Here is a 19,433-nt window from a genome sequence, read left to right on the forward strand (position 1 = left end):
ACCGAGTGCGCCCCCGGACGTCGGCCCGGGGGCGCACTCGTGGGGAGCGGTGGTGGTCAGGCCTGCTGCCTGCGGCGCAGCGTGAGGTAGGTGCCGGTGACGCCGGCGGCCAGCAGGGCGCCCACACCGAGGCCGACCGGCAGGGCCGGGATCGCCGAAGTGCCGGTGGTGGCAGCCGTGTTCTGCATCGCCGGGCCTGGCGTGATGCTCGTGGTCACCGGGGCGACATACTTGACGGGTCCGACGGACTTCACCGAGCCGTCCGAGTTCAGCAGCACCTGCTTGTTGTTCGGGTGCCGGAAGTCGAACATGCCCGCCAGGGAGCCGGCCGTCGCGTCGAAGGAGTGGTCCCCGACGCGGCCCGTGTGCCAGTTGTCCTCGATGAACCGGGTGATGGACGCCTGGTCCGTCAGCGTGTGGTCGACCTTGTTGACCTTGCTGTACGGCGAGATCACGAGCAGCGGCTGGCGGGTGCCAGGCCCACAGCGGTCGGCGTAACCGCCGGACGCCTTCGGGCCGTTCTGGCAGGCCGGGCTGTCGGTGGCCTTGCCGTTGGAGCCGAGCGAGGCGTCCTTCGAGCCGTTGCGCGGGGCGGCGTACGCGTGGTCGTACCAGCCGTCGGAGTCGTCGTAGGCGACGACGACCGCGGTCGACTTCCACTGCGGCGAGCTCTGGATCGCGTTGATCTGCTTGACGAGGAAGTGCTGCTCGTCGAGCGGGTCGGAGTAGCCCGCGTGGCCGTCCTGGTACTCACCGGCCTTCACGAAGCTGACGGCCGGGAGCTTGCCCGCCTTGACGGCGGCGGTGAAGTCGGTCAGGTCGTAGTTGTGGTTGGCCTGCCCGTTGTGACCGATCTCGGAGACGCTCTTCGGCGGCAGGTGGTGCGGGTTGGCCGTCGCCTTGTAGTACGCGAACGGGTTGTGGTGCGGGCTGTAGTCGGCGACGGCCGCACTGCCCACGTTGGTGTGCGTGGTGTCGCACTTGGCGTACGACCCGGATGCCCCGTTCCACGCGGTCGAGGGCCGGAAGCCGCCCTGGAACCAGCCCCAGGACACCTTCTTCGTGTTGAGCAGGTCACCGACGTTGCCGCCCTGCATGGCCGCCAGCGCGTTGGTGCTGGTGTGGTCCTTGCCGGAGCAGTCGTCGAAGGCCGGGTCGGGGTCGTTGATCACCGTGCCCACGCCCTTGGCGTCGGGCGACTTGACGCCGTACGGGTCGGGCGTCGTCGTCCGCTTGCCGGTGGCCGGGTCGACGGAGACCACACCGTGCGTCTGACCGGAGATCAGGTTGAGCGCACCGGGTGTGGAGGGGCCGTAGACCGAGCTGAAGGAGCGGTCGGACAGGGAGTAGTGCTGGGCGTAGTTCCACAGCGCGGTGACGGTGTTGCCGTCGTAGTAGTCCATGACGAGGCCGGGCTCGCCGAACAGGCCCCCGCTGCACTTGTCGACCTCGGTGTTCTGCACGTACTGGTCGGCCTTGCCGCCGTTCGCCGCGTACTGCTCGGCCCCGTAGGAGTGGTTCTGGTCGCAGGTCATCGCCTGGGCGGGGGAGAGCCGCTTCGGTGTGTACTGGTTGGGGTTCGTCCTCAGCAGCCCGGCGTGGGCCAGGGTGTCGATGTTCTTGGGGGTGTTCCTCGACGCCTTGAACTTCGTGCCGTCCGTGTTGGCGGCCTTCGGGTACGTGGCGAAGTAGTGGTCGAAGGAGATGTTCTCGTCGAAGATCACGACGACGTGCTTGATGGGCGTCGCGGTCGAGGAGTGCCCGGAGGGCCCCGCGGCCCAGCCGGGCGCGTTGCTGCCGAGCACCGTGAGCGCGGCCGCTCCGGCGAGCGCCGTGATGCTCCGCGTCGCCGCTCGTCTTCCTCTGCTGGCCATGGTGGTTCACCCTCCGGGCGGGAACGTCTGTGCGTCGTACGAGCACGGATGCTGCGCGAGTGGCGGGGCGCTTCGGCGGAGGGGCGGTGGCGTGGGAGTGAACACCGGGTCAGGGATGCTGGGGCAAACCTTGACGGTGAATTGACCCGCCTGCCCGCCGAGTTGTCCGGACAGGCTCAGCCCAGCAGGGCGCGCCCGTACCAGTCCGCCGCGTCCCGCACGCCGGGCAGCGCGAAGAAGTAGCCGCCGCCGAACGGGGAGACGTAGTCGGTGAGCGGCTCGCCCGCCAGCCGGTGCTGCACGGTCTCGAACTGCCGTACCGGATCCTGCTGGTAGCAGGTGAACAGCAGGCCCATGTCGAGGTTGCCGTTGCCGTCCATGCCCCGGTCGTAGTTGTACGCGCGGCGCAGGATGCGCTGGTGGGCGGTGGCCGCAGTGCGGGGGTTGGCGAGGCGTATGTGGGCGTCCAGCGGGATGACGTCGCCCTTGGGATCGTCGGCGTACTTCGGCGTGTCGTGCTCGTGGTCGCCGTCCAGCGGTGCGCCGGAGGAGCGGGCCCGGCCGAACATCCGCTCCTGCTCGCTCAGCGAGACCCGGTCCCAGAACTCCACCAGCATCCGGATCAGCCGGACGACCTGATAGCTGCCGCCCACCGCCCAGCCCGGCTCGCCCATGCCCTTGCCCACCCACACCAGGCCGTCCATCTCACCGGCGCTGTGCGCGTCCGGGTTGGCGGTGCCGTCCTTGAACCCCAGCAGATTGCGCGGGGTGCCGGAGGGCCGGGGCGGACCGGAGAAGCCGTCCAGGCGCCACCGGACCTGCATGCCGCCCCGGGTGTGCCGGGCGATGTCGCGCAGGGCGTGCAGGGCGGTGTCCGGGTCGTCGGCGTGCAGCTGGAGACTGAGGTCGCCGTGACACCACTCGGACCGCAGGTCGTCGTCCGGGAAGGCGGGCATGGCGGTCAACCGCCGGGGCCGCAGCGCGGCCAGCCCGAACCGGTCGTTGAAGAGCGAGGCGCCGACCCCGACGGTCACGCCCAGCGCGCCCGAGGTCAGCCGGTCGCCCAGAATGCCCGAGTCCGCTGGCGGCCCGGTGATGCCCACCGGGGACGGCGTCCCGCCCGAGGTCAGGAACCGGGCCCGGTCGGTGAGGGTGCGCAGCAGGTCGGTCAGGTCCGCGCGGTGTTGTGCGGTCACGTCGAGCGACACGAACACGCTGGTACGCCGCGAGGGCGCGAGCACGGATGCCTGGTGGGCGCCGTGGAAGGGCACGACGGCGGCTGTGGGTGCGGCGGCACCGGTGGCGAGCCCCGCTCCCGCGAGGGCGGCACCGCGCAGGAATCCGCGCCTGCCCACTCCGTCGGGCCGGTCTGTTCCGCTCACGCCGTCCTCCGGGGATCGCACAGGGTCGCCACCGACGCGAGCTGTTCGACCAGGTCGCCGAAGACCGAGTCGACGCGCTCCCGCCCGGCGCGGGGCAGGGCGGTCGGCGCGGTCCAGCGGCCGCCGCGCCGGAACCCGTCGAGCAGGTGCTGCGCGTGGTCCAGGTCCCGGTCGAGGCCGGGCAGGTCGGCGTACCGGGTGGTGAGCAGGGGCCGCAGCCGGGACAGCACCTCGCGGGTGCCGTCGAGGTTGGCACGGGCGGTGGCGAGGTTGCTGCCGCTGCCGTAGTCGGTCCGGCCGGTCAGCTCGAACTGCACGGTGTTCTCCAGGATCTCGTGCGCGCGCAGACCGAGCTGGGCCGGATCCATGCGGGTCTGCGACCAGCTGTCCCGCAGCCGGGTCACCGCCTTGACCAGCGCCGCAGCCGGGGCGCGCAGACGGCCCGCGGACTGCCCGTGCCACAGCCCGTACTCGACGCGGTGGAACCCGGTGAAGCCCCGGTCGCCCACCCCGCCGGGCAGCCCCGCGTCCGTGCCGTCGATCTGCCCGTCCGCGTCCCCGAAGGCGTCGTACGCCGCCCCCAGCCGCTCATACTCCAGATGGGCCGGCAGCCAGGCCGACCGCGCGCCGGCGAGGTCACCGCGGTCGATGTCCCTGCCGAGCTTCGCCGTCAGCCGGACCAGTTCGTCCAGACCGCCGCCGACCCACTTCTGGTAGGCGAGCGCGGGCGGGATCAGGTCGTGCTCGGTGACGGCGGCCGCCCCCGGGCCGCGCCGCCCCGACGTGACGCGGACGCTGGGCCCGGTGACGGCGTCGGCGTCGTCGGGCACGCACTTGAAGGCGTACGTGCCCTTGCCCAGCCGGACGGTCAACTGCCGTGTCGTGCCCGGGCCGATGCCCTCCACCTCGCCGTACACCACCTGGCTGCCCGGGTCCTCGAGGTAGACCTCGGCGGCACCGTCGGAGGCGTTGTGCAGGTCGAAGGTCTGCACCCCGGACGCCGGCCGGCTCCAGCCGCGGCCGCAGCGGCTAGGCGAGACCTCGACCGTGACGGACCGCGCCGCCCGTGCGGGGCGCCCGCCCACGAGGGAGAGCGCCAGCAGGGTTCCTCCCACGGCGAGGGCGAAGGCGAGGAGGAGCACTCCAGCCGTTCGGAGAGCGACCGGCCGCGAGCCGAGGCGGAGCAACGGCATGGCGAGCCCTTCCGGAACGACGTACGCAGACGTCCACGCGGCCGGGCGCAACGAGTGTGCGAACGCCGGGGGGACGGCCTCATGTTAGGCAGCCCTTCGCACCCGAACAGCCGTCCCAACGATTCATTGACCAGGAATTCCCCCCGGGTTCACCGGCGGTCGTCCGGACCCGCCCGGTCAGGGCTGCTCGGTGAGCCGGAAACTCTGGGCGGGGGAGTCGTCGCAGGTGCGCTGGTTCAGCCGGACGCTGTCCCAGGCGGTGGACGCGGCGCTGAGACACCGGTCGCTGTGCCGGGCCACGAAGTGATGGCTGCCGTCGGCCTGTTGGACCGGGCGCCACTGCTGGTTCCGGCCGCCTCCGTACGACCACAGCTGGAGCGGGGCGCCGTCGGCGGTGGACCGGTCGGTGACGTCGACGACCTGCTGGGGGTTGCCACGGCTGGTGATGCGCACGTACCCGCTGTCGGTGGACCGGAACTGGTACTGCTGGGCGGCGGTCCCGTTGCAGGCGTACTGCTGGATCACCGTGCCGTTGGCGGTGGCCGCGCCCCGGGCGTCCACGCAGGTGTCGTTGCCGGCGTTGCGCAGCGTGTACCAGGCGGTCTCGGAGATCGGGCCGGCCGGCGGCTGGGTGTCCGTCGCGCCGCCCAGCCACTTCAGGCCGTCGAGGACGAACCGGTTCTGTGTCTCACTGGCGAAGGTCGAGGACAGCGGCGTGTTGGTGGCGTAGTCCATCGCGTTGTGGCCGAAGTTCGCGTACAGCATCCGGTACTTGGTGTTCGTCCACAGGATCGGGTAGTAGCCGCTGTACCAGGTCTGGTCGGGGTCGGTGCCCACCGGGAAGCTACTGGGGTCGATGGAGGCCAGGATTCTGATGTCGGGGTTCTGACGCAGGTCGTTGGACCAGCTGTACCACTCGCTGACCGACGAGGTGAACGTCGTCGGCAGGTTCTTCGTCGCGGGATGCGTACGGTCCTCGACACGCAGCACGGTCGTGGTCGGGCCCCAGGTGTTGGACTTGAAGTCGCCCGATCCCAGGAACTGGTTGTGGTACCAGGACCAGCCCGAGGCGTTGGTCGTGAACGCCGAGACATGGAAGCCCATCCAGGCGCCGCCGGAGTGCATGTACTGCTCGAACCCCGTGCGCTGGGCCGGCGTCTGCGGCAGGTCGTCGAGGAAGAGGACCACCTGGTAGGCGTTCACCCCGCCGTCGGCCAGCAGATCCCAGTTGTTGCTGGCGGTCTAGGTGAACCCGTTGGCCGCGGCCTGTTTCGGGAACCATTCGTTCGCTTCTTTGACAAAGCTGATGTGCGCCGCGTCCCAGGTGCCGTTGTACAGGGCCAGCACCTTGAAGGGCGCGGCCACGGTCCGGTCCGCGGCCCGCGCGGGCGCACCGGCCATACCGAGGAGCACGGCCAGCAGGAGAAGCAGTCGCAGGAGGAGAGAGGACGACGACGTTCTGACACCGTGCATGTGTCGCTCCTGTCGTGTGGGGGTTGCTGCAACGTAAAGGTCTGAACCAAGGTCGTCAAGAGGTGAAGTAACCGAGGAATGGGCCTCGTTGGAGCATCCATTGCTTGAACCGTCCGATCTTCGGTGTGTCTGCCGTTCGGACGCATTCCGGGCTCGCGATGCGGAGGTTGCGGGCCCGTGGTCGATGGCGCGGAAGGCGCCGGATAGCCGTGGCTCTCCCCGACCTGGAGAGGTAAATGGCGGCGTGCTGTAGGCTCATACCTCTAATCGAGGTACATCGAAAAGAGGTGTGGCCATGCCCCGTGCCCGGATCTCCCTCAAGCCGCTGGTCTACGGCGAGCATCCGGACCAGGCCGCCGATCTGTTCCTGCCCGCCACGGGTCCCGGACCGGCTGTGCCGCTGGTGCTGTTCTTCCATGGCGGCTTCTGGCGCGCCGAGCACGATCGGCGGCATGCCGCGGGATTCGCCCGGGCCTTGGCGGCGCAGAGCGGCTGCGCGGTCGCCAGTGTCGAGTACCGCCGGGTCGGTGGCGGAGGCGGCTGGCCGGTCACGTTGACCGACACGGCGGAGGCCGTCGACCGGCTGCCCCACCTCGCCGCACAGGCCGCGCCCGGCCATGTCGACCCGGCACGTGTGGTCTACGCCGGACACTCGGCCGGCGGTCACCTCGCCCTGTGGGCCGCGCTACGGCACCGGGTGCCCGACGGCGCACCCGGCCGGACCGAAACACCGCCCGCCGTGCTCGGCGTACTCGCCCTCGCCCCCACCGCGGACCTGGCGTGGGCCGACGAACTGGGCAGCGGCCGGGGCGCCGTCGCCGCCTTTCTCGGTGGGGGGAGGGAGCAGGTCCCGGACCGGTACGCCGCCGCGGACCCGGCAGCCCTGGGTGTCCCCGCCGGCCGTACGGTCGTGGTCCACGGCAGCCTCGACGAGGCGCTGCCCGTGGCCATGGCCCGCCGGTACGCCGCACGGGTGGGGGCCACACTCCACGAGCTGCCCGGGGCCGGTCACTTCGACGTGATCGACCCCGACTCGGCGGCCTGGCCCGTGGTGGGCGAGGCGCTGCGGACCGTCGTCGCCGGAGCCGGGGTCTGAAGCGGCGGGCAGGCGCGCCCTGTTCAGCGAACGGGGAAGCCGAAGGAGTACCCCTGCTGCTTCAGCCAGGGCAGCAGGGTGCGCAGCGCGGCCACGGTCTGGGAGCGGTCGCCGCCGGCATCGTGGAAGAGCAGGGTCGGGCCGTTGTGCAACTCGCCCTTGACGGTGGTGATGATGGCGTCGGTGCCGGGCCGCTCGAAGTCCTTGGAGTCGACGTTCCAGCCCAGCGGCCGCATCCCGTGCGAGGCCGCGAGGTGCCGGCTGTAGGGGGTGAACGCGCCGCCCGGGGCTCGGTAGTACATCGGCCGTACACCCCCGGACGCCTTCGTGATCTGGCGCTCGGCGTCCAGGATCTGCTGCGACTGGTAGGCCTCGGACTTCTTGTCCATGGTGGTGTCGTGCGACACCGTGTGGTCGCACAGCCGGTGCCCGGCCGCCACCACCTTCTTGACCATGTCGGGGTGGGCCTCCGCCTGGGTGCCGACCATGCAGAACGTCGCCTTCACGCCGTTGTCCTTGAGCACCTGCAGCACCTGCGGGGTCCACTGCGGGTCGGGGCCGTCGTCGATGGTGATGTTGACCGCGTGGTCACCGCCGTCGGAGGCGTGGACGATCGTGGCGGACACGGGCACGGCCTTCTTGGCGGCGGGGTGCGCCGCCTGGTGACCACCGGTCTGGCCGGCCTGCGCGGTCCATACCGACGTGGCTGCGGCCACCGCCGTCACTCCGACCGCCGCCGCGACCACCCGGCCGTACCATCCCCGCCCGCCATGCCGTGCCATGTCCGCCCCGATCCTCGCCGTGTTGGTGGGTCCCCCCGTGCACCTGTCAGGACGGCATAAGTGGGCCGCGGGATCCCTCTGTTACCGATCACGGACAATTCCGGGGTACTTCCGGGACAGGTGCCCGAGCGACCCCACCGGAACCCCTGCCTCCCCTGAGCCCAATTGCACCTCTCGTCCGCTACGTCCTGTTGATGCGCCGCCGCGTCACGGCTTCCACGGCCCCTGCCCGGAGGCGGCCCGCCGTGGGTACATGACGGAATTTCGTGGGGGGTTGGGGATCCGTGCGTCCTTCCGGAGCACGCTCGAAGAGATCGACGGCAGCGTCGAGAGCGCGAAGGAGGCGGCCACACCGGTCCTGGTGGGCGGCCTCCGGGAGCAGGCGCCGGCGGTGGCTGACGCGCTCCGACGGCCCGCTTCCGTCATGTTCGCCTACCTGAACATCGCTCATGTGGGTGTACATGGCGGGTCGGGCTGTGCAAGGCTCGATCAACTTCCCTTCTGCTGCGCCGAGTTGGAGGATGCGAGCCGATGGAGATCTCCCGACGTTCCGTACTGACCCCGGCGGCCGGCGCCGCAGCCCTGTACGCGGTGCCGACGACGACGGCAAAGGCGGCCGAGCAGACCCCCGAAGCGGTCGTCCGTACGCTTCGGGGCGCGGCCGACCACGCGATCGGGAAACTCCGGACCGTCGCCCCGGGCGTGACGGCCTTTCCGGTCGGCACGAAGGCCGAGAAGTGGGTGTACTCGCAGAACGGCGACTGGGTGGGCGGCTTCTGGCCCGGCACGCTCTGGATGGCCTGGCTCTACAGCGACGACGACACCTTCCGCACGCTGGCGCTCGACTCAGCGAAGAAGCTGGCTCCCCGTCAGACCGACACCAGCACCCACGACCTCGGCTTCCTCTTCTACCCCTCCTGGGTCACCGCATGGCGCCTGACGGGCGACGACGCCTGGCGGACCGGCGCCGTGCGGGCGGCCGACTCACTGATCCGGCGCTACAACCCCAACGGTCGTTTCATCCGGGCCTGGGGCGCGCTGAACGATCCGAACAACGCGGGCCGCGTCATCATGGACACGATCATGAACCTCGACCTGCTGGCCTTCGCGAGCGAGCAGACGGGCGACGGGAAGTACCTCGACATCGCCACGGAACACGCGAGGACCGCCCAGCGGGTGTTCCCGCGCCCGGACGGCTCGACGCCCCACGTGTACGACTTCGACCCCGCCACCGGCGCGCCGATCGGCCCCGGCACCGTGCAGGGCTACAGTCCCACGTCCTGCTGGGCACGCGGACAGGCCTGGGGCGTCTACGGGTTCACCACGATCCACCGCCGCACCGGGGACCAGCAGTTCCTGACGACCGCACGCCGACTCGCCGACTACGCGCTGGGCGCCCTCACCCCCGATCACGTCCCCGTGTGGGACTACCGTGCGCCCCAGCAGCCGTACGACGTCAAGGACGCCTCCGCCGGTGCGATCACGGCCTGCGGACTGCTGGACCTGTCCGCGGCGACGGGCAGGCCCGAGTACCGGGAAGCCGCCCTGCGGTTGCTGACCGCGCTGGCGAAGACCTGCCTGACCAGGAACTCCACGCGCGCCGAGGCCGTCGTCGCCCGCTGCACCCGCAACCGCCCGGCCGAGGACGGGATCGAGATCTCCCTCCCGTACGCCGACTACTACCTCCTCGAAGGCATCCTGCGCGTTCTGCAGCCCCAGGACGTCGACCGGGCGATCGACCTGTCCGGCGCGAAATGAGGGCGACCGGGGGCCGATGCGACGCTACGGTGCCCTGATGCCCCTCTATCCGGAGATCGAGCCGTACGCACGCGGCATGCTCGACGTCGGTGACCACAACCTCGTGTACTGGGAAACCTGCGGCAACCCCGAAGGCAAGCCGGCGGTCGTGCTGCACGGAGGTCCGGGATCCGGGTGCGGCCCCTATCCCCGGCGCCTGTTCGACCCGGCCGCCTACCGGATCGTCCTGCTCGACCAGCGTGGCAGCGGCCGCTCTGCACCCCACGCGGGCGACCACGACACCGACATGAGCGTCAACACGACAGCGCACGTCATGGCCGACCTGGAGCTGCTGCGCCGGCACCTCGGCATCGAGCGCTGGCTGGTGTGGGGCGTGTCGTGGGGCTCGGTGCTCGCCCTGCGGTACGCGCAGACGCATCCGGAATCCGTCTCCGAGATGGTGCTGACCGGAGTCGCGACAGGCTCCAACGCCGAGGTGGAGCTGCTCACCAGAGGACTCGGCAGGATCTTCCCGGAGGCCTTCGACCGGTTCCTGGCCCAACTGCCGCCCGCCGAGCGCGACGGGAACCTCGCCGCGGCCTGCAACCGCCTGCTGGAGTCCGCCGACCCCGCGGTACGGGAACGGGCGGCGCGGGCCTGGACCGACTGGGAGACGGCGACCATCCCCGCACCGCCGCGCTCCGTCGCCCGCTTCGAGGACCCCGTGTACCGCATGGGCTTCGCCCGCACCGTCACCCACTACTGGGGCAACGAGCACTTCCTGGGCGAGGACAACGACGAGGGCGTGGTCCTGCGCAACGCCCACCTCCTCGCCGGCATCCCCGGCACCCTTGTGCAGGGATCGCTCGACTTCGGCAACCTCCTCGGCATCGTCTGGCGCCTCCACCAGTCCTGGCCCGGCAGCGAGTTGGTCACCGTCGACGACGCCGGCCACACCACCGGGGCGCCCGGTGTGGCGGAGGCACTGGTGGCGGCGACGGACAAGTACAGAAGTGAGTGAACGGGACCTGTCCGGTGGCACACCCCGGATCCGGGGCATGAACGGTCACGCCTGCTCGTGCGACTGTTCCTGGTGCAGGTCGGCCGAGCGTGAGGCGGGCCCGGGTGTGATCATGTCGAGCAGGATCATGGCGTCGTGGTCGGGGGTACCGGGTTCGGCGGTGCAGACGCCGAGGCGCTGGCCCGGGGTGCCGTCCAGGGACGTGGCCTGTCCGGTGAGCCTGATGGTGCCGACCTGCGTCGCCACCCTCGACACGGGCAGCTCCCTGTTCTTCGACCACCGAGACCCCGCCATGGTCGACCGGCTCGCCCAGCACCGCCTCGACGCCTGACCGGCGCGACGCATCTGCACCGCCGAGAGCCGGACGAGTCCTGGCCCGTGAACGGGTCTTCCAGCGTGGGGATGCACGGGGACAGCAGCTGTGCCGTATCCAGCCGTGGTGCTCGAACACGCCTCGATCCTGCGGTCCGTCAGGTGAGCGGCCGCCGTGCGTACACCTCGATCTCGATCTTCATGCGAGGATCGGCGAGGCCGCAGACGAGCATCGTCGCGGCCGGGCGGACCTCGCCGAAGCAGCGGCGCAGGACCGGCCAGCAGGGCTCGAAGTCCTCGCGGTCGGGCAGCAGATAACGCACCCGGACGACGTCCGCGAAGCCGCAGCCCGCCTCGGCCAGCGCGGCACCGATGGTGCGGAGGCACTGCTCGGCCTGTTCCACCACGTCGTCGGAGATGGTCATGGTGGCGTAGTCGAACCCGGTCGTCCCGGACACATGGACCCAGTCGCCGTCCACCACGGCACGGGCATACCCGATCTGCTCCTCGAAGGCCGAGCCGCTGAGGATCGCACGTCGCTCTGTCATGCGCCGAACGCTAGGTGACCTGCATCGATACGTCTAATACTGCGCGAGGCATGACCTGATATCTCTTGACGTATGACGCGACCCGAACTTCCCCTCGCGCAGCTGCACGCTTTCGTCGTGCTCGCCGAGGAACTCCACTTCGGCCACGCGGCCGCCCGGCTCGGCATCGCCCAGCCACCGCTGAGCCAGCAGATCCGCCGCCTGGAGGACAAGGTCGGACATGCGCTGTTCAGTCGCGAGCCCGGACACGTCGCGCTCACCGCGGTCGGCCGTGAACTGCTCCCGGCCGCCCGGCGGGCCCTCACCGACCTCGCGGACGGCCTGGCCGCGGCCCGCGCCGTCGGCAGCGGCCGGACCGGCCGGCTGCGCATCGGTTTCGCCGCCTCCCTCGCCCTGACCGTCCTGCCCGGACTGCTGCGCACCTTCCGGCAGCGGTTCCCCGATGCGCACCTGGACATCCACGAGATGACCACCGCCCCGCAGATCGCGGCCCTGCACGACAGGACCATCGACATCGGCCTGCTGCGCGAACCACCCGCCGACGAACCGGAGATCGGCTTCCGGACGGTCCTCGGCGAACCCTTCGTGGCCGTACTCCCGGCCGCCCACCCCTTGGCCGCCCAACGGACCGTTCGAGTAGCGCAGTTGGCCGACGCGCCATTCGTGCTCCTGCCCCGGGCGGTCGGCCCCGGACTGTACGACCGGATCACCGGCCTGTGCGCGGACGCGGGCTTCACGCCCCGGACGGCCCTGCACGCGGTGGAATGGCAGACGGTGTGCGCCCTCGTGGAAACCGGTCTGGGCGTCTCGCTGGCCCCGGCCAGTATCCGGCGCATCCGCCTCAAGGGCGTCGCGTTCCGCGGGATCGTCCCCGGCACCGCCCGCACCCGGGTCGCCGTGGCCTGGCGCACGGCCGACCCGAACCCCCTGGTCGCCCACCTTCTCGCGACGGTCGGCGGGGAATGACCCGAGCGGGTACGACGCCGCGTCCGTCAGCGCCCGTAACGCCGCTCCCGGGCCGCGTACGACCGCAGGGCCCGCAGCAGGTCGATCTCGCGGAACGCCGGCCACAGGACGTCGACGAAGTGCACCTCGGCGTAGGCGGACTGCCACAACAGGAAGCCGGAGAGCCGCTGTTCGCCGGAGGTGCGGATGATGAAGTCGGTGTCGTGCCCGGCCGGCGAGTACAGATTGTCGGTGATGTGCTCCAGGTCGAAGTCGGCGGCCAGCTCCGTGGGGTCGCCCCCTGCACCGATGTGCTTGTCGAAGGCCGCCTTCACGGCGTCGACGATCTCCCGGCGGCCGCCGTAGCCGACGGCGACGTCGACCTTCAGCCCGCCGCGGCTCTGAGTGAGGGCGGCGGCCTCCTTGAGGACGCGGGCGGTGTTCCCGGGCAGCAGGTCGAGCGCACCGATGATCTCGATCTCCCAGGGCTCCCCGGGGGCGCAGATACGCCGGACGGTCTCCTCGATTATGTCGAGCAGGGGACCGAGTTCGTCGGCCGGCCGGTGGAGGTTGTCGTCCGACAGCATCCACAGCGTGACGTGCTTGATGCCGGCGTCGGTGCACCAGTGGAGGAAGTCCGTGACCTTGGCACCGCCGACGCGGTAACCCTCCCGGACGTCCTGATGTCCCGCACCCCTGGCCCAGCGCCGGTTGCCGTCCAGCATGATCGCCACGTGCCGCGGCCGGGGCAGGCCCTCCAGCTTGCGGTTCAGGCGCCGTACGTAGATCGCTTCCAACGCCGAACGCAAGGCCTTCATCGCCACGCCGATGTCCCTTCTCCTACCCGTGTTTGAGGGCGCAAGGATAGTGCCACCTTCCGCGCACGAGCCACGCGGGAGCGGAGCGTCCGGCCGCGCGGAGCGGCTACGCTGCGGGCGTGACCGGTCGACCGATGAGCCGCCGCGGCCTGTTGGAGGCCGCGGTCCTCGGCGCCCCGGCCCTCGCCCTGGCCGGCTGCACAGGGGACGGCGGACCCGACTGGCGGCTCCGGCTGGCGACGGGAGCGCCCGGTGGGCCGTACAACGCCTTCGGCAAGGCACTGGCCGCCCAGGCCGCGCAGGCCGTCCCCCGGCTGCACATCACCCCGCTCAGCACCTCGGCCAGCGTGGACAACCTCCGCAGACTCGGCGCCGGATCGGCGGACCTGGGCCTATCGATGGCGGACGCCGCCGAGGACGCCGTCCAGGGGCGGGAGCCGTTCTCGGACCGGGCCGCCGTGACGGCTCTCGCCCGCGTCTACGTCAACTACACGCACCTGGTCGTACCGGCCGACGGACCCGTGAGGTCCGTGGGGGATCTCGCGGGCCGGTCGGTCGCCACCGGCGCGGCGGGCTCCGGCGGGCAGGTGCTGGCGAACCGGCTGCTGCGGGTGACGGGTCTGACCGGGAAGCGGTCGGTACGGCAACGGCAGCTGGGCCTCGCCGCCTCGGTGGAGGCGCTGCGCACGGGCACGGTCGACGCGCTGATCTGGGCCGGGGGAGTGCCGACCCCCGCCCTGTCGGAGCTGGCCCGCGCACTCCCGTTGCGCTTCCTGCCGCTGGAGGAGCAGGCCGCCGTCCTGCGTGACACCTACGGCCCCGTCTACACGGCGGTCACCCTCCCGGCCGGCGTGTACGGGCTCACCGAGCCGGTCGGCACCGTCGGCGTGGGCAACTATCTGCTGGCCCGCTCCCAGGTGCCGCAGCAGGCGGTGCGCGAGGTGCTCCGGGTGGTGTTCGACCGGTGGCGTGTGCTGCTGCGGGAGGTCACGGCGGGCGCCCGGCTCGAACCCAGGTTCGCCGTCGCCACCGGGGACGTGCCCCTGCACCCCGGCGCAGTGGCCTACTACCGCTCGGTCTACGGCTGACCAGGCACCGGACCCGGCAGCCGCAGCTCCACCACCAAGCCGTAGGGACGGTTGCCGGCCGTGGTCAGCCGGCCCCCGCTGAGGCGGGCGATCTCGTCGGCGATGGCCAGGCCCAGGCCACTGCCGGGCACGTTCTGATGCTCGGGTGCCCGGGCGAAACGCCGGGTGAGCAGGGGAAGCTGATCGTCCGGCACCCCCGGGCCGTCGTCGGCGACGCGCACCACGACCTCACCGTCCGCGAGCGCGGCCGTCACCGTGACCCGCCCGCCGGAGGGGACGAACTTGACCGCGTTGTCGAGGACCGCGTCGAGGATCCGGCCGACGGCGTCCGGCACGGCAGGCGCCCGCAGCCCGTCCGGTACGGCGGCCGCGCTCAGCGTCACCCCGGACGCCTCGAACACCGGCTGCCACGCGGCCACCCGCTCACGCACCCCGCGGGACACGTCCTGCTCGGTCCGCTCCGCCGTCCCCGACTCCACCCGCGCCAGCGCGAGCAGGCCGTCGAGCAGCTCCTCCAGGCGTTCCGCCTCGTCGAGGGCGCGCGCGTGCTCCTTCCGGCCGGGGCCGGGCACGAGATGCGGCTCGACGTTCTCCAGCTGGAGCACCAGGGTGGCCAGCGGGTTGCGCAGTTGGTGCGAGGCGTCGGCGACGAAGGCGCGCTGGCGGCCGAGCGAGTCGGCGACCGCTTCGGCCATGCCGTTGAAGTGCAGGCGCAGGCTGCGCAGTTCGGGCGGTCCCGTGTCGGAGACGGCCCGGGTCTCCAGGCTGCCGGACGCCAGTCCGGAGACGGCCCGGTCGAGGTCACGGACCGGGCGCATCAGCCAGCGGGTGATGCCGGCCGCGACCAGCGCCGCGGCCGCGAAGGCGGTGAGCGCCCCGCAGGCGACGATCACCCAGCGCACGGTCACGTCCCGTCGGGCCGCGGTGGTCGGGACGGCCAGCACGACCGCGCCGCTGACCCGTTCGTCCCGGCCGACCGGCTCGGCGAGCACCACCCGGTCCGGCCCCCACGGCCGTACGGTCGGCAGTCGCTCGGTGGACCGCCCGGTCAATGCCCGGCCCAGGACGTCGTCCGCGGCGGCCGGTGAGACGCCGGCCCCCGCTCGCGCGAGGGTCCGCCCCGCGGAGTCCGTCACGGTCACCGAGGCGCCGTACAGCTCGGCGTACCGGCGGATCTCGGTGGACAGTTCGGCACGGTCCGCGGCCGTCCGCACCCGGTCCGCCAGGTCGGCGAACCGTACGGCGTCGGCGCGCCGCTGCAGCAGCAGATGTTCCGTCCGCCCGCTCGCGTACGAGTCGGCCAGCGGAACCGACAGCAGCAGGGTCGCGGCCCCGATGAGCACCATCAGGACGGCCAGCAGCCTGCGCCTCACGGCCGGCGTCCGTCGGTGCCGAGCTGGTACCCGAAGCCCCGCACCGTACGGACCAGTTCGGCGCGGCCCGTCTTCGCGCGGATGCCCGCCACGTGCACGTCCAGGGACCGGGACGCGGCGAGGAAGGCGTCGCCCCAGATCCGGTCCAGGATCTCCTCGCGGGAGTGCACCTCGTCCGGCCGGGCCGCGAGGAAGGCGAGGACGTCGAACTCGCGCCGGGTGAGCCGCACTTCAGCGCCGGCGACCGTGACCGTGCGGCCCGCGATGTCGATCTGCACATCGCCGGTGCGCACGGGACCTCCGCCGCCGTCCGTGCCGCGGGCCGCCGCTGCCCCGGTGCGCCGGCGCACGGTGTCGATCCGGGTCATCAGCTCGTTCATCCGGAACGGCTTGACCACGTAGTCGTCGGCGCCGGCCCGCAGCCCCTGCACGATGTCGCGTTCCTCGCAGCGGGCCGTCACCACGATCAGCGGCGCGTCGCACACCGTGCGCAGCCGCCGCAGCAGCTCAAGACCGTCCAGGTCGGGCAGGCCGAGGTCGAGCAGCACGAACTCGGCCGCGTGGACGTACCGCAGGGCGTCCAGGGCCCGGCCGGCCCTGCGCACCGTGTGCCCCCGCTGGGCGAGGGCCGTGGTCAGGGCCTGGGCCATACGGTCGTCGTCCTCGACGAGCAGCGCGTGCATGTGAAGTCCTCGTGCCGTGGTGACCTGGGCGGCAGCTTACGGAAGCGGCACGGCCCAGGTCACCATCGCGTCAGCCGGCGGCCTTCGCGGGAGACCGGTCGCGACCGGTCTCCGCCTCAGCCTCGGCGCGGCTGAGCGCCGCGTTGCGGGTGTCCGGCATCAGCACGTAGGTGACCAGCGACACGAGCGCGCACCCCGACACGTACCAGAAGAACACCTTCTCGTGACCGCTGTCCTTGAACCACAGGGCCACGTACTCCGCCGTCCCGCCGAACAGCGCGTTGGCGACGGCGTACGGCAGCGCCACCCCGAGGGCGCGGACCCGGGTGGGGAACAGCTCGGCCTTCACGGCCGCGTTGATCGAGGTGTACCCGGTGACGATGACCAGGGCCAGCAGGGACAGCCCCAGCGCCGACCAGTACGAGGACGCCGAGCCGAGGGCGGTCATGATGGGGTACGTGCCCACCGTGCAGCCGACCGCGAAGGTGATCAGCAGCGGCCGGCGGCCGATCCGGTCGGAGAGCATCCCGGCGAACGGCTGGAGCAGTGCGAAGACGGTGAGCGCGGTGAAACTCACGAGGGTGGCCGTGGACTTGGCCAGGCCGGCGCTGCCGATCAGGTACTTGGTGAGGTACGTGGTGTACGTGTAGTACGCCACCGTGCCGCCCAGGGTGAGCGCCATGACCAGCCCGGCCTCGCGGCGGTGCTGCCACAGCGCCCTGAGCGTGCCGCGCGCGGTGTCCGTACGGTCGTCCGCCCCAAACTCCTCGGTGAACGCCTCGGTCTCGGTCAGCCGCCGCCGCAGCCAGAACACCACCCCGGCGAAGAGCGCACCGAGCACGAACGGGATCCGCCAGCCCCAGCTCTCCAGCTGGTCCGTGGTCAGGGTGTGCTGCATCGTGATGAGGATGGCGAGGCCGAGGAGCTGGCCGCACGTCATCGACACGTACTGGAACGAGGAGCCGAGGCCGCGCCGGTCGCGGGCGGACGCCTCGGTCAGATAGGTGGCGCTGGCGGCGTACTCGCCACCGATGCTCAGGCCCTGCAGCAGCCGGGCCAGCAGCAGTACCACGGCGCCGAAGTAGCCGGCCTGGCCGTAGGTGGGCGCGACGGCGATGAGCAGGGCGGCCACCGACATCATGGTGACGGTGAGGGTGAGCGCGCTCTTGCGCCCGTGCCGGTCCGCCGCGCGCCCGAGGATCCACCCGCCGACCGGGCGCATCAGGAAGCCGACGGCGAAGATGCCCGCCGTGTTCAGCAGCTTGGTGGTCGGGTTGTCGCCGGGGAAGAACGAGTCGGCGAAGTAGATCGCGAAGCTGGCGTAGACGAACCAGTCGTACCACTCGACGAGGTTGCCCAGGGATCCGCCGACGAGGGCGAGACGGCGGTTGCCGGGGGAGACCGACGGTGGCTTTCCGGGCAGGGCGGCAGACGAAGACATGGCGGCTCCAGGTGGGGAAATCCGGTGGGATCGGGGAGCGGGAGAGTGCCCCCGGAACCTGAGTGCGCCCGAGCATGCGGGCCGCCTCCGCACCCGGACAAGGTCCGCCGCGCAGATCTAACATGCCGCTAAGAAAGCGGCTGTGAGCCCCTCCAGGAAGCCGGCTGCGCGCTTGTCACCCGCCCGCCGACGCCGCCCGTACGATCGCCGCTGCCGCCTTGGCCGCCGCGAGGACCGGCGCCGTGCTGCGCGCGGCCCGGCCGAGCATGAAGGCGCCCTCCAGCAGCGCGATGACCGAGCTCGCCGTCTCCCGGGCGCCGGGCTCGGGGATGCCCCCCTCGGCGTAGTACGCGGCGGGACGGTCGACCCAGCTGTCCGGAGTGCTACGTCACGGCGGCCGGCAATCTGCCCTCCTTCACGCGTCCGGCCCTGGTGGCCCGGGGCGCCGAGGACCGCATGATGCCTCCCGCCACCGGCCGTCGCCTCGCCGAGCTGCTGCCCGACGCGCGCTATGTGGAGATCCCCGACGCCCGCACCCTGGTCAAGCTGGACAACCCGGCCGCCCTCACCGCGGAGATCCGCCGCTTCGTGAAGGAGAACCCGCTGCCCGGCGAGGGCTGAGCACGGCTCGGCCCCCGCCGGGTACAGGTCACCCTTCGAGCGTCAGGTAGAGGCGGGTGCCCCGGGGCCGGAATCCGACCCGCTCATACACGCGGCGCGAACCGTCGCCCGAGTACTCGAGCCAGACGGACGACGCCCCGTCGGTGAACGTGGTCTCGGCCAGGGCCGCCGTGACCGCGGCCGCGATGCCCCGACCGCGGTATGCGGGCCGGGTGCCCACGCCCGCCAGCTCGGCCGTGCCGTGGGCGGGTGCCGAGCAGACGGCCGCACCGGCGCAGCCGCCGTCGGCGGCACGGACGAACCGCACGGCCCCGCCGCTCTCCTGGGTGCGCCGCAGCCGGGCCGCGCCCTCCGGAGAAGCGGGGAACTCGCCGCCGAACGCCTCGGAGAGGGCGGCGTCGATCGCCGTGTAGTCCTCGTCGGTGTCCGGTACCGCCACCTCGATGCTGCCGGTCGGCACCGTCAGCGTGGCGGGGCTGCAGACCATGTACTCATGGACCGCCTCCGTCGCGAAGCCGGCCCGGCGCAGGGCCGGTTCGACGGCGGGTGCGGCGTCCGGGGCGAACTCCAGGCGGGGCTTGAGGCCACGCTCGCGGAATGCCCCGATCAGGGCGCTGACGTCCCGGTCGGTCGGCTCGGCGCCGGGGACCGGGGTCGCGTAGTTGACGTACGGGCTGGTCGTCGTGGGATCGATTCCCACGACAAAGCCTCCGACTTCGACCGTCGCCGGACGGCGCAGCAGGTTGGCGACGGCGAAATTCTGGACATCGGTGTGCACGATGAAGATGACCTCACGTTGGGCGGCAGCCACGAGGGCTGCGGGACCGGCCTGTCAGCCGGGAACACGGGATGTACGTGGGGCCGCCGTGAGGAGACGCGAGGGCACTGATGGCCGCTGCCGCGGAAGCGGGCGGGGTCAGTGCCGACGGCGGCCGCTGTGGGACGCCGCGATCAATGGCTTCAGTCCTTCGTCGTGCACGAGTGAATGCAGATCAACTCCCCGAACACTGCCATACCCCGAGCGAGCGCGGCAAGCAGATACAGCG

18 protein-coding genes and 1 pseudogene are annotated in these 19,433 nt (G+C 71.7%); 6 read left to right on the forward strand and 13 right to left on the reverse strand.

Annotated elements, in window-relative coordinates; all coding sequences use genetic code 11:
* Positions 1-56: 56 nt before the first annotated feature.
* The 4 genes and pseudogenes from ACIRVH_RS08675 to ACIRVH_RS08690 all read right to left on the reverse strand — a co-directional run bounded on the left by ACIRVH_RS08675 (position 57) and on the right by ACIRVH_RS08690 (position 5,922).
* Positions 57-1,874, reverse strand: a complete 1,818-nt coding sequence (locus ACIRVH_RS08675) for a phospholipase C (protein WP_403949713.1) — start codon at positions 1,872-1,874, stop codon at positions 57-59.
* Between the two features lie 176 nt (positions 1,875-2,050).
* A complete protein-coding gene (gene efeB / locus ACIRVH_RS08680) occupies positions 2,051-3,256 on the reverse strand; it encodes an iron uptake transporter deferrochelatase/peroxidase subunit (RefSeq protein ID WP_403949716.1) in 1,206 nt (401 codons plus the stop codon).
* Positions 3,253-4,449, reverse strand: a complete 1,197-nt coding sequence (locus ACIRVH_RS08685) for an EfeM/EfeO family lipoprotein (RefSeq protein WP_403949718.1) — start codon at positions 4,447-4,449, stop codon at positions 3,253-3,255. The genes efeB and ACIRVH_RS08685 overlap by 4 nt, the downstream gene beginning before the upstream one ends.
* A gap of 177 nt (positions 4,450-4,626) precedes the next feature.
* A pseudogene (locus tag ACIRVH_RS08690) lies at positions 4,627-5,922 on the reverse strand (ThuA domain-containing protein).
* 295 nt (positions 5,923-6,217) lie between these two features.
* Here ACIRVH_RS08690 and ACIRVH_RS08695 point away from each other — a divergent pair.
* The gene (locus tag ACIRVH_RS08695; RefSeq protein ID WP_403949720.1) at positions 6,218-7,018 is read left to right on the forward strand and encodes an alpha/beta hydrolase; all 801 of its coding nucleotides are present in this window, start codon (positions 6,218-6,220) and stop codon (positions 7,016-7,018) included.
* 23 nt (positions 7,019-7,041) lie between these two features.
* On the opposite strand, the gene ACIRVH_RS08700 is transcribed toward ACIRVH_RS08695, so the two are convergent.
* Positions 7,042-7,800 (reverse strand): polysaccharide deacetylase family protein, encoded by a 759-nt coding sequence (locus ACIRVH_RS08700; RefSeq protein ID WP_403949723.1) that lies wholly within the window; start codon positions 7,798-7,800, stop codon positions 7,042-7,044.
* 531 nt (positions 7,801-8,331) lie between these two features.
* On the opposite strand from ACIRVH_RS08700, the gene ACIRVH_RS08705 reads away from it, so the two are divergent.
* Positions 8,332-9,558 (forward strand): glucuronyl hydrolase, encoded by a 1,227-nt coding sequence (locus ACIRVH_RS08705; protein WP_403949725.1) that lies wholly within the window; start codon positions 8,332-8,334, stop codon positions 9,556-9,558.
* 37 nt (positions 9,559-9,595) lie between these two features.
* On the forward strand, positions 9,596-10,558 hold the full coding sequence (pip, locus tag ACIRVH_RS08710; protein WP_403949728.1) for a prolyl aminopeptidase: 963 nt from the start codon (positions 9,596-9,598) through the stop codon (positions 10,556-10,558).
* Between the two features lie 45 nt (positions 10,559-10,603).
* Here pip and ACIRVH_RS08715 read toward each other — a convergent pair whose 3' ends face one another.
* Both ACIRVH_RS08715 and ACIRVH_RS08720 read right to left on the reverse strand, forming a co-directional pair.
* Entirely contained in the window at positions 10,604-10,813 is a 210-nt protein-coding gene (locus ACIRVH_RS08715) for a hypothetical protein (protein WP_403949731.1), read from the reverse strand.
* Between the two features lie 215 nt (positions 10,814-11,028).
* A complete protein-coding gene (locus ACIRVH_RS08720; RefSeq protein WP_403949734.1) occupies positions 11,029-11,418 on the reverse strand; it encodes a RidA family protein in 390 nt (129 codons plus the stop codon).
* Positions 11,419-11,490: 72 nt separating this feature from the next.
* On the opposite strand from ACIRVH_RS08720, the gene ACIRVH_RS08725 reads away from it, so the two are divergent.
* Complete coding sequence (locus ACIRVH_RS08725; RefSeq protein ID WP_403949737.1) at positions 11,491-12,384, forward strand: LysR family transcriptional regulator; 894 nt, start codon at positions 11,491-11,493, stop codon at positions 12,382-12,384.
* A gap of 26 nt (positions 12,385-12,410) precedes the next feature.
* On the opposite strand, the gene ACIRVH_RS08730 is transcribed toward ACIRVH_RS08725, so the two are convergent.
* Positions 12,411-13,181, reverse strand: a complete 771-nt coding sequence (locus ACIRVH_RS08730) for an isoprenyl transferase (protein WP_403949962.1) — start codon at positions 13,179-13,181, stop codon at positions 12,411-12,413.
* Positions 13,182-13,300: 119 nt separating this feature from the next.
* Between ACIRVH_RS08730 and ACIRVH_RS08735 the strand changes: the two genes are divergently transcribed.
* Positions 13,301-14,269: a TAXI family TRAP transporter solute-binding subunit gene (locus tag ACIRVH_RS08735; RefSeq protein ID WP_403949740.1), complete on the forward strand. Its 969-nt coding sequence runs from the start codon at positions 13,301-13,303 to the stop codon at positions 14,267-14,269.
* On the opposite strand, the gene ACIRVH_RS08740 is transcribed toward ACIRVH_RS08735, so the two are convergent.
* The 4 genes from ACIRVH_RS08740 to ACIRVH_RS08755 all read right to left on the reverse strand — a co-directional run bounded on the left by ACIRVH_RS08740 (position 14,260) and on the right by ACIRVH_RS08755 (position 18,097).
* Positions 14,260-15,642: an ATP-binding protein gene (locus ACIRVH_RS08740; RefSeq protein WP_403949742.1), complete on the reverse strand. Its 1,383-nt coding sequence runs from the start codon at positions 15,640-15,642 to the stop codon at positions 14,260-14,262. The genes ACIRVH_RS08735 and ACIRVH_RS08740 overlap by 10 nt on opposite strands.
* A complete protein-coding gene (locus ACIRVH_RS08745) occupies positions 15,639-16,325 on the reverse strand; it encodes a response regulator transcription factor (RefSeq protein ID WP_403949745.1) in 687 nt (228 codons plus the stop codon). The genes ACIRVH_RS08740 and ACIRVH_RS08745 overlap by 4 nt, the downstream gene beginning before the upstream one ends.
* A 70-nt stretch (positions 16,326-16,395) precedes the next feature.
* A complete protein-coding gene (locus ACIRVH_RS08750) occupies positions 16,396-17,766 on the reverse strand; it encodes an MFS transporter (RefSeq protein WP_403949747.1) in 1,371 nt (456 codons plus the stop codon).
* A gap of 175 nt (positions 17,767-17,941) precedes the next feature.
* On the reverse strand, positions 17,942-18,097 hold the full coding sequence (locus tag ACIRVH_RS08755; protein WP_403949964.1) for a hypothetical protein: 156 nt from the start codon (positions 18,095-18,097) through the stop codon (positions 17,942-17,944).
* A gap of 125 nt (positions 18,098-18,222) precedes the next feature.
* Here ACIRVH_RS08755 and ACIRVH_RS08760 point away from each other — a divergent pair, with 125 nt between their 5' ends.
* Positions 18,223-18,387, forward strand: a complete 165-nt coding sequence (locus tag ACIRVH_RS08760; RefSeq protein WP_403949750.1) for an alpha/beta fold hydrolase — start codon at positions 18,223-18,225, stop codon at positions 18,385-18,387.
* Between the two features lie 28 nt (positions 18,388-18,415).
* Here the strand turns inward: ACIRVH_RS08760 and ACIRVH_RS08765 are convergent, their stop codons facing one another.
* Entirely contained in the window at positions 18,416-19,165 is a 750-nt protein-coding gene (locus tag ACIRVH_RS08765; RefSeq protein WP_403949965.1) for a GNAT family N-acetyltransferase, read from the reverse strand.
* Between the last annotated feature and the right edge of the window lie 268 nt (positions 19,166-19,433).

It is taken from the genome of Streptomyces sp. NPDC101165 (assembly GCF_044768135.1).
Lineage (GTDB): Bacteria > Actinomycetota > Actinomycetes > Streptomycetales > Streptomycetaceae > Streptomyces.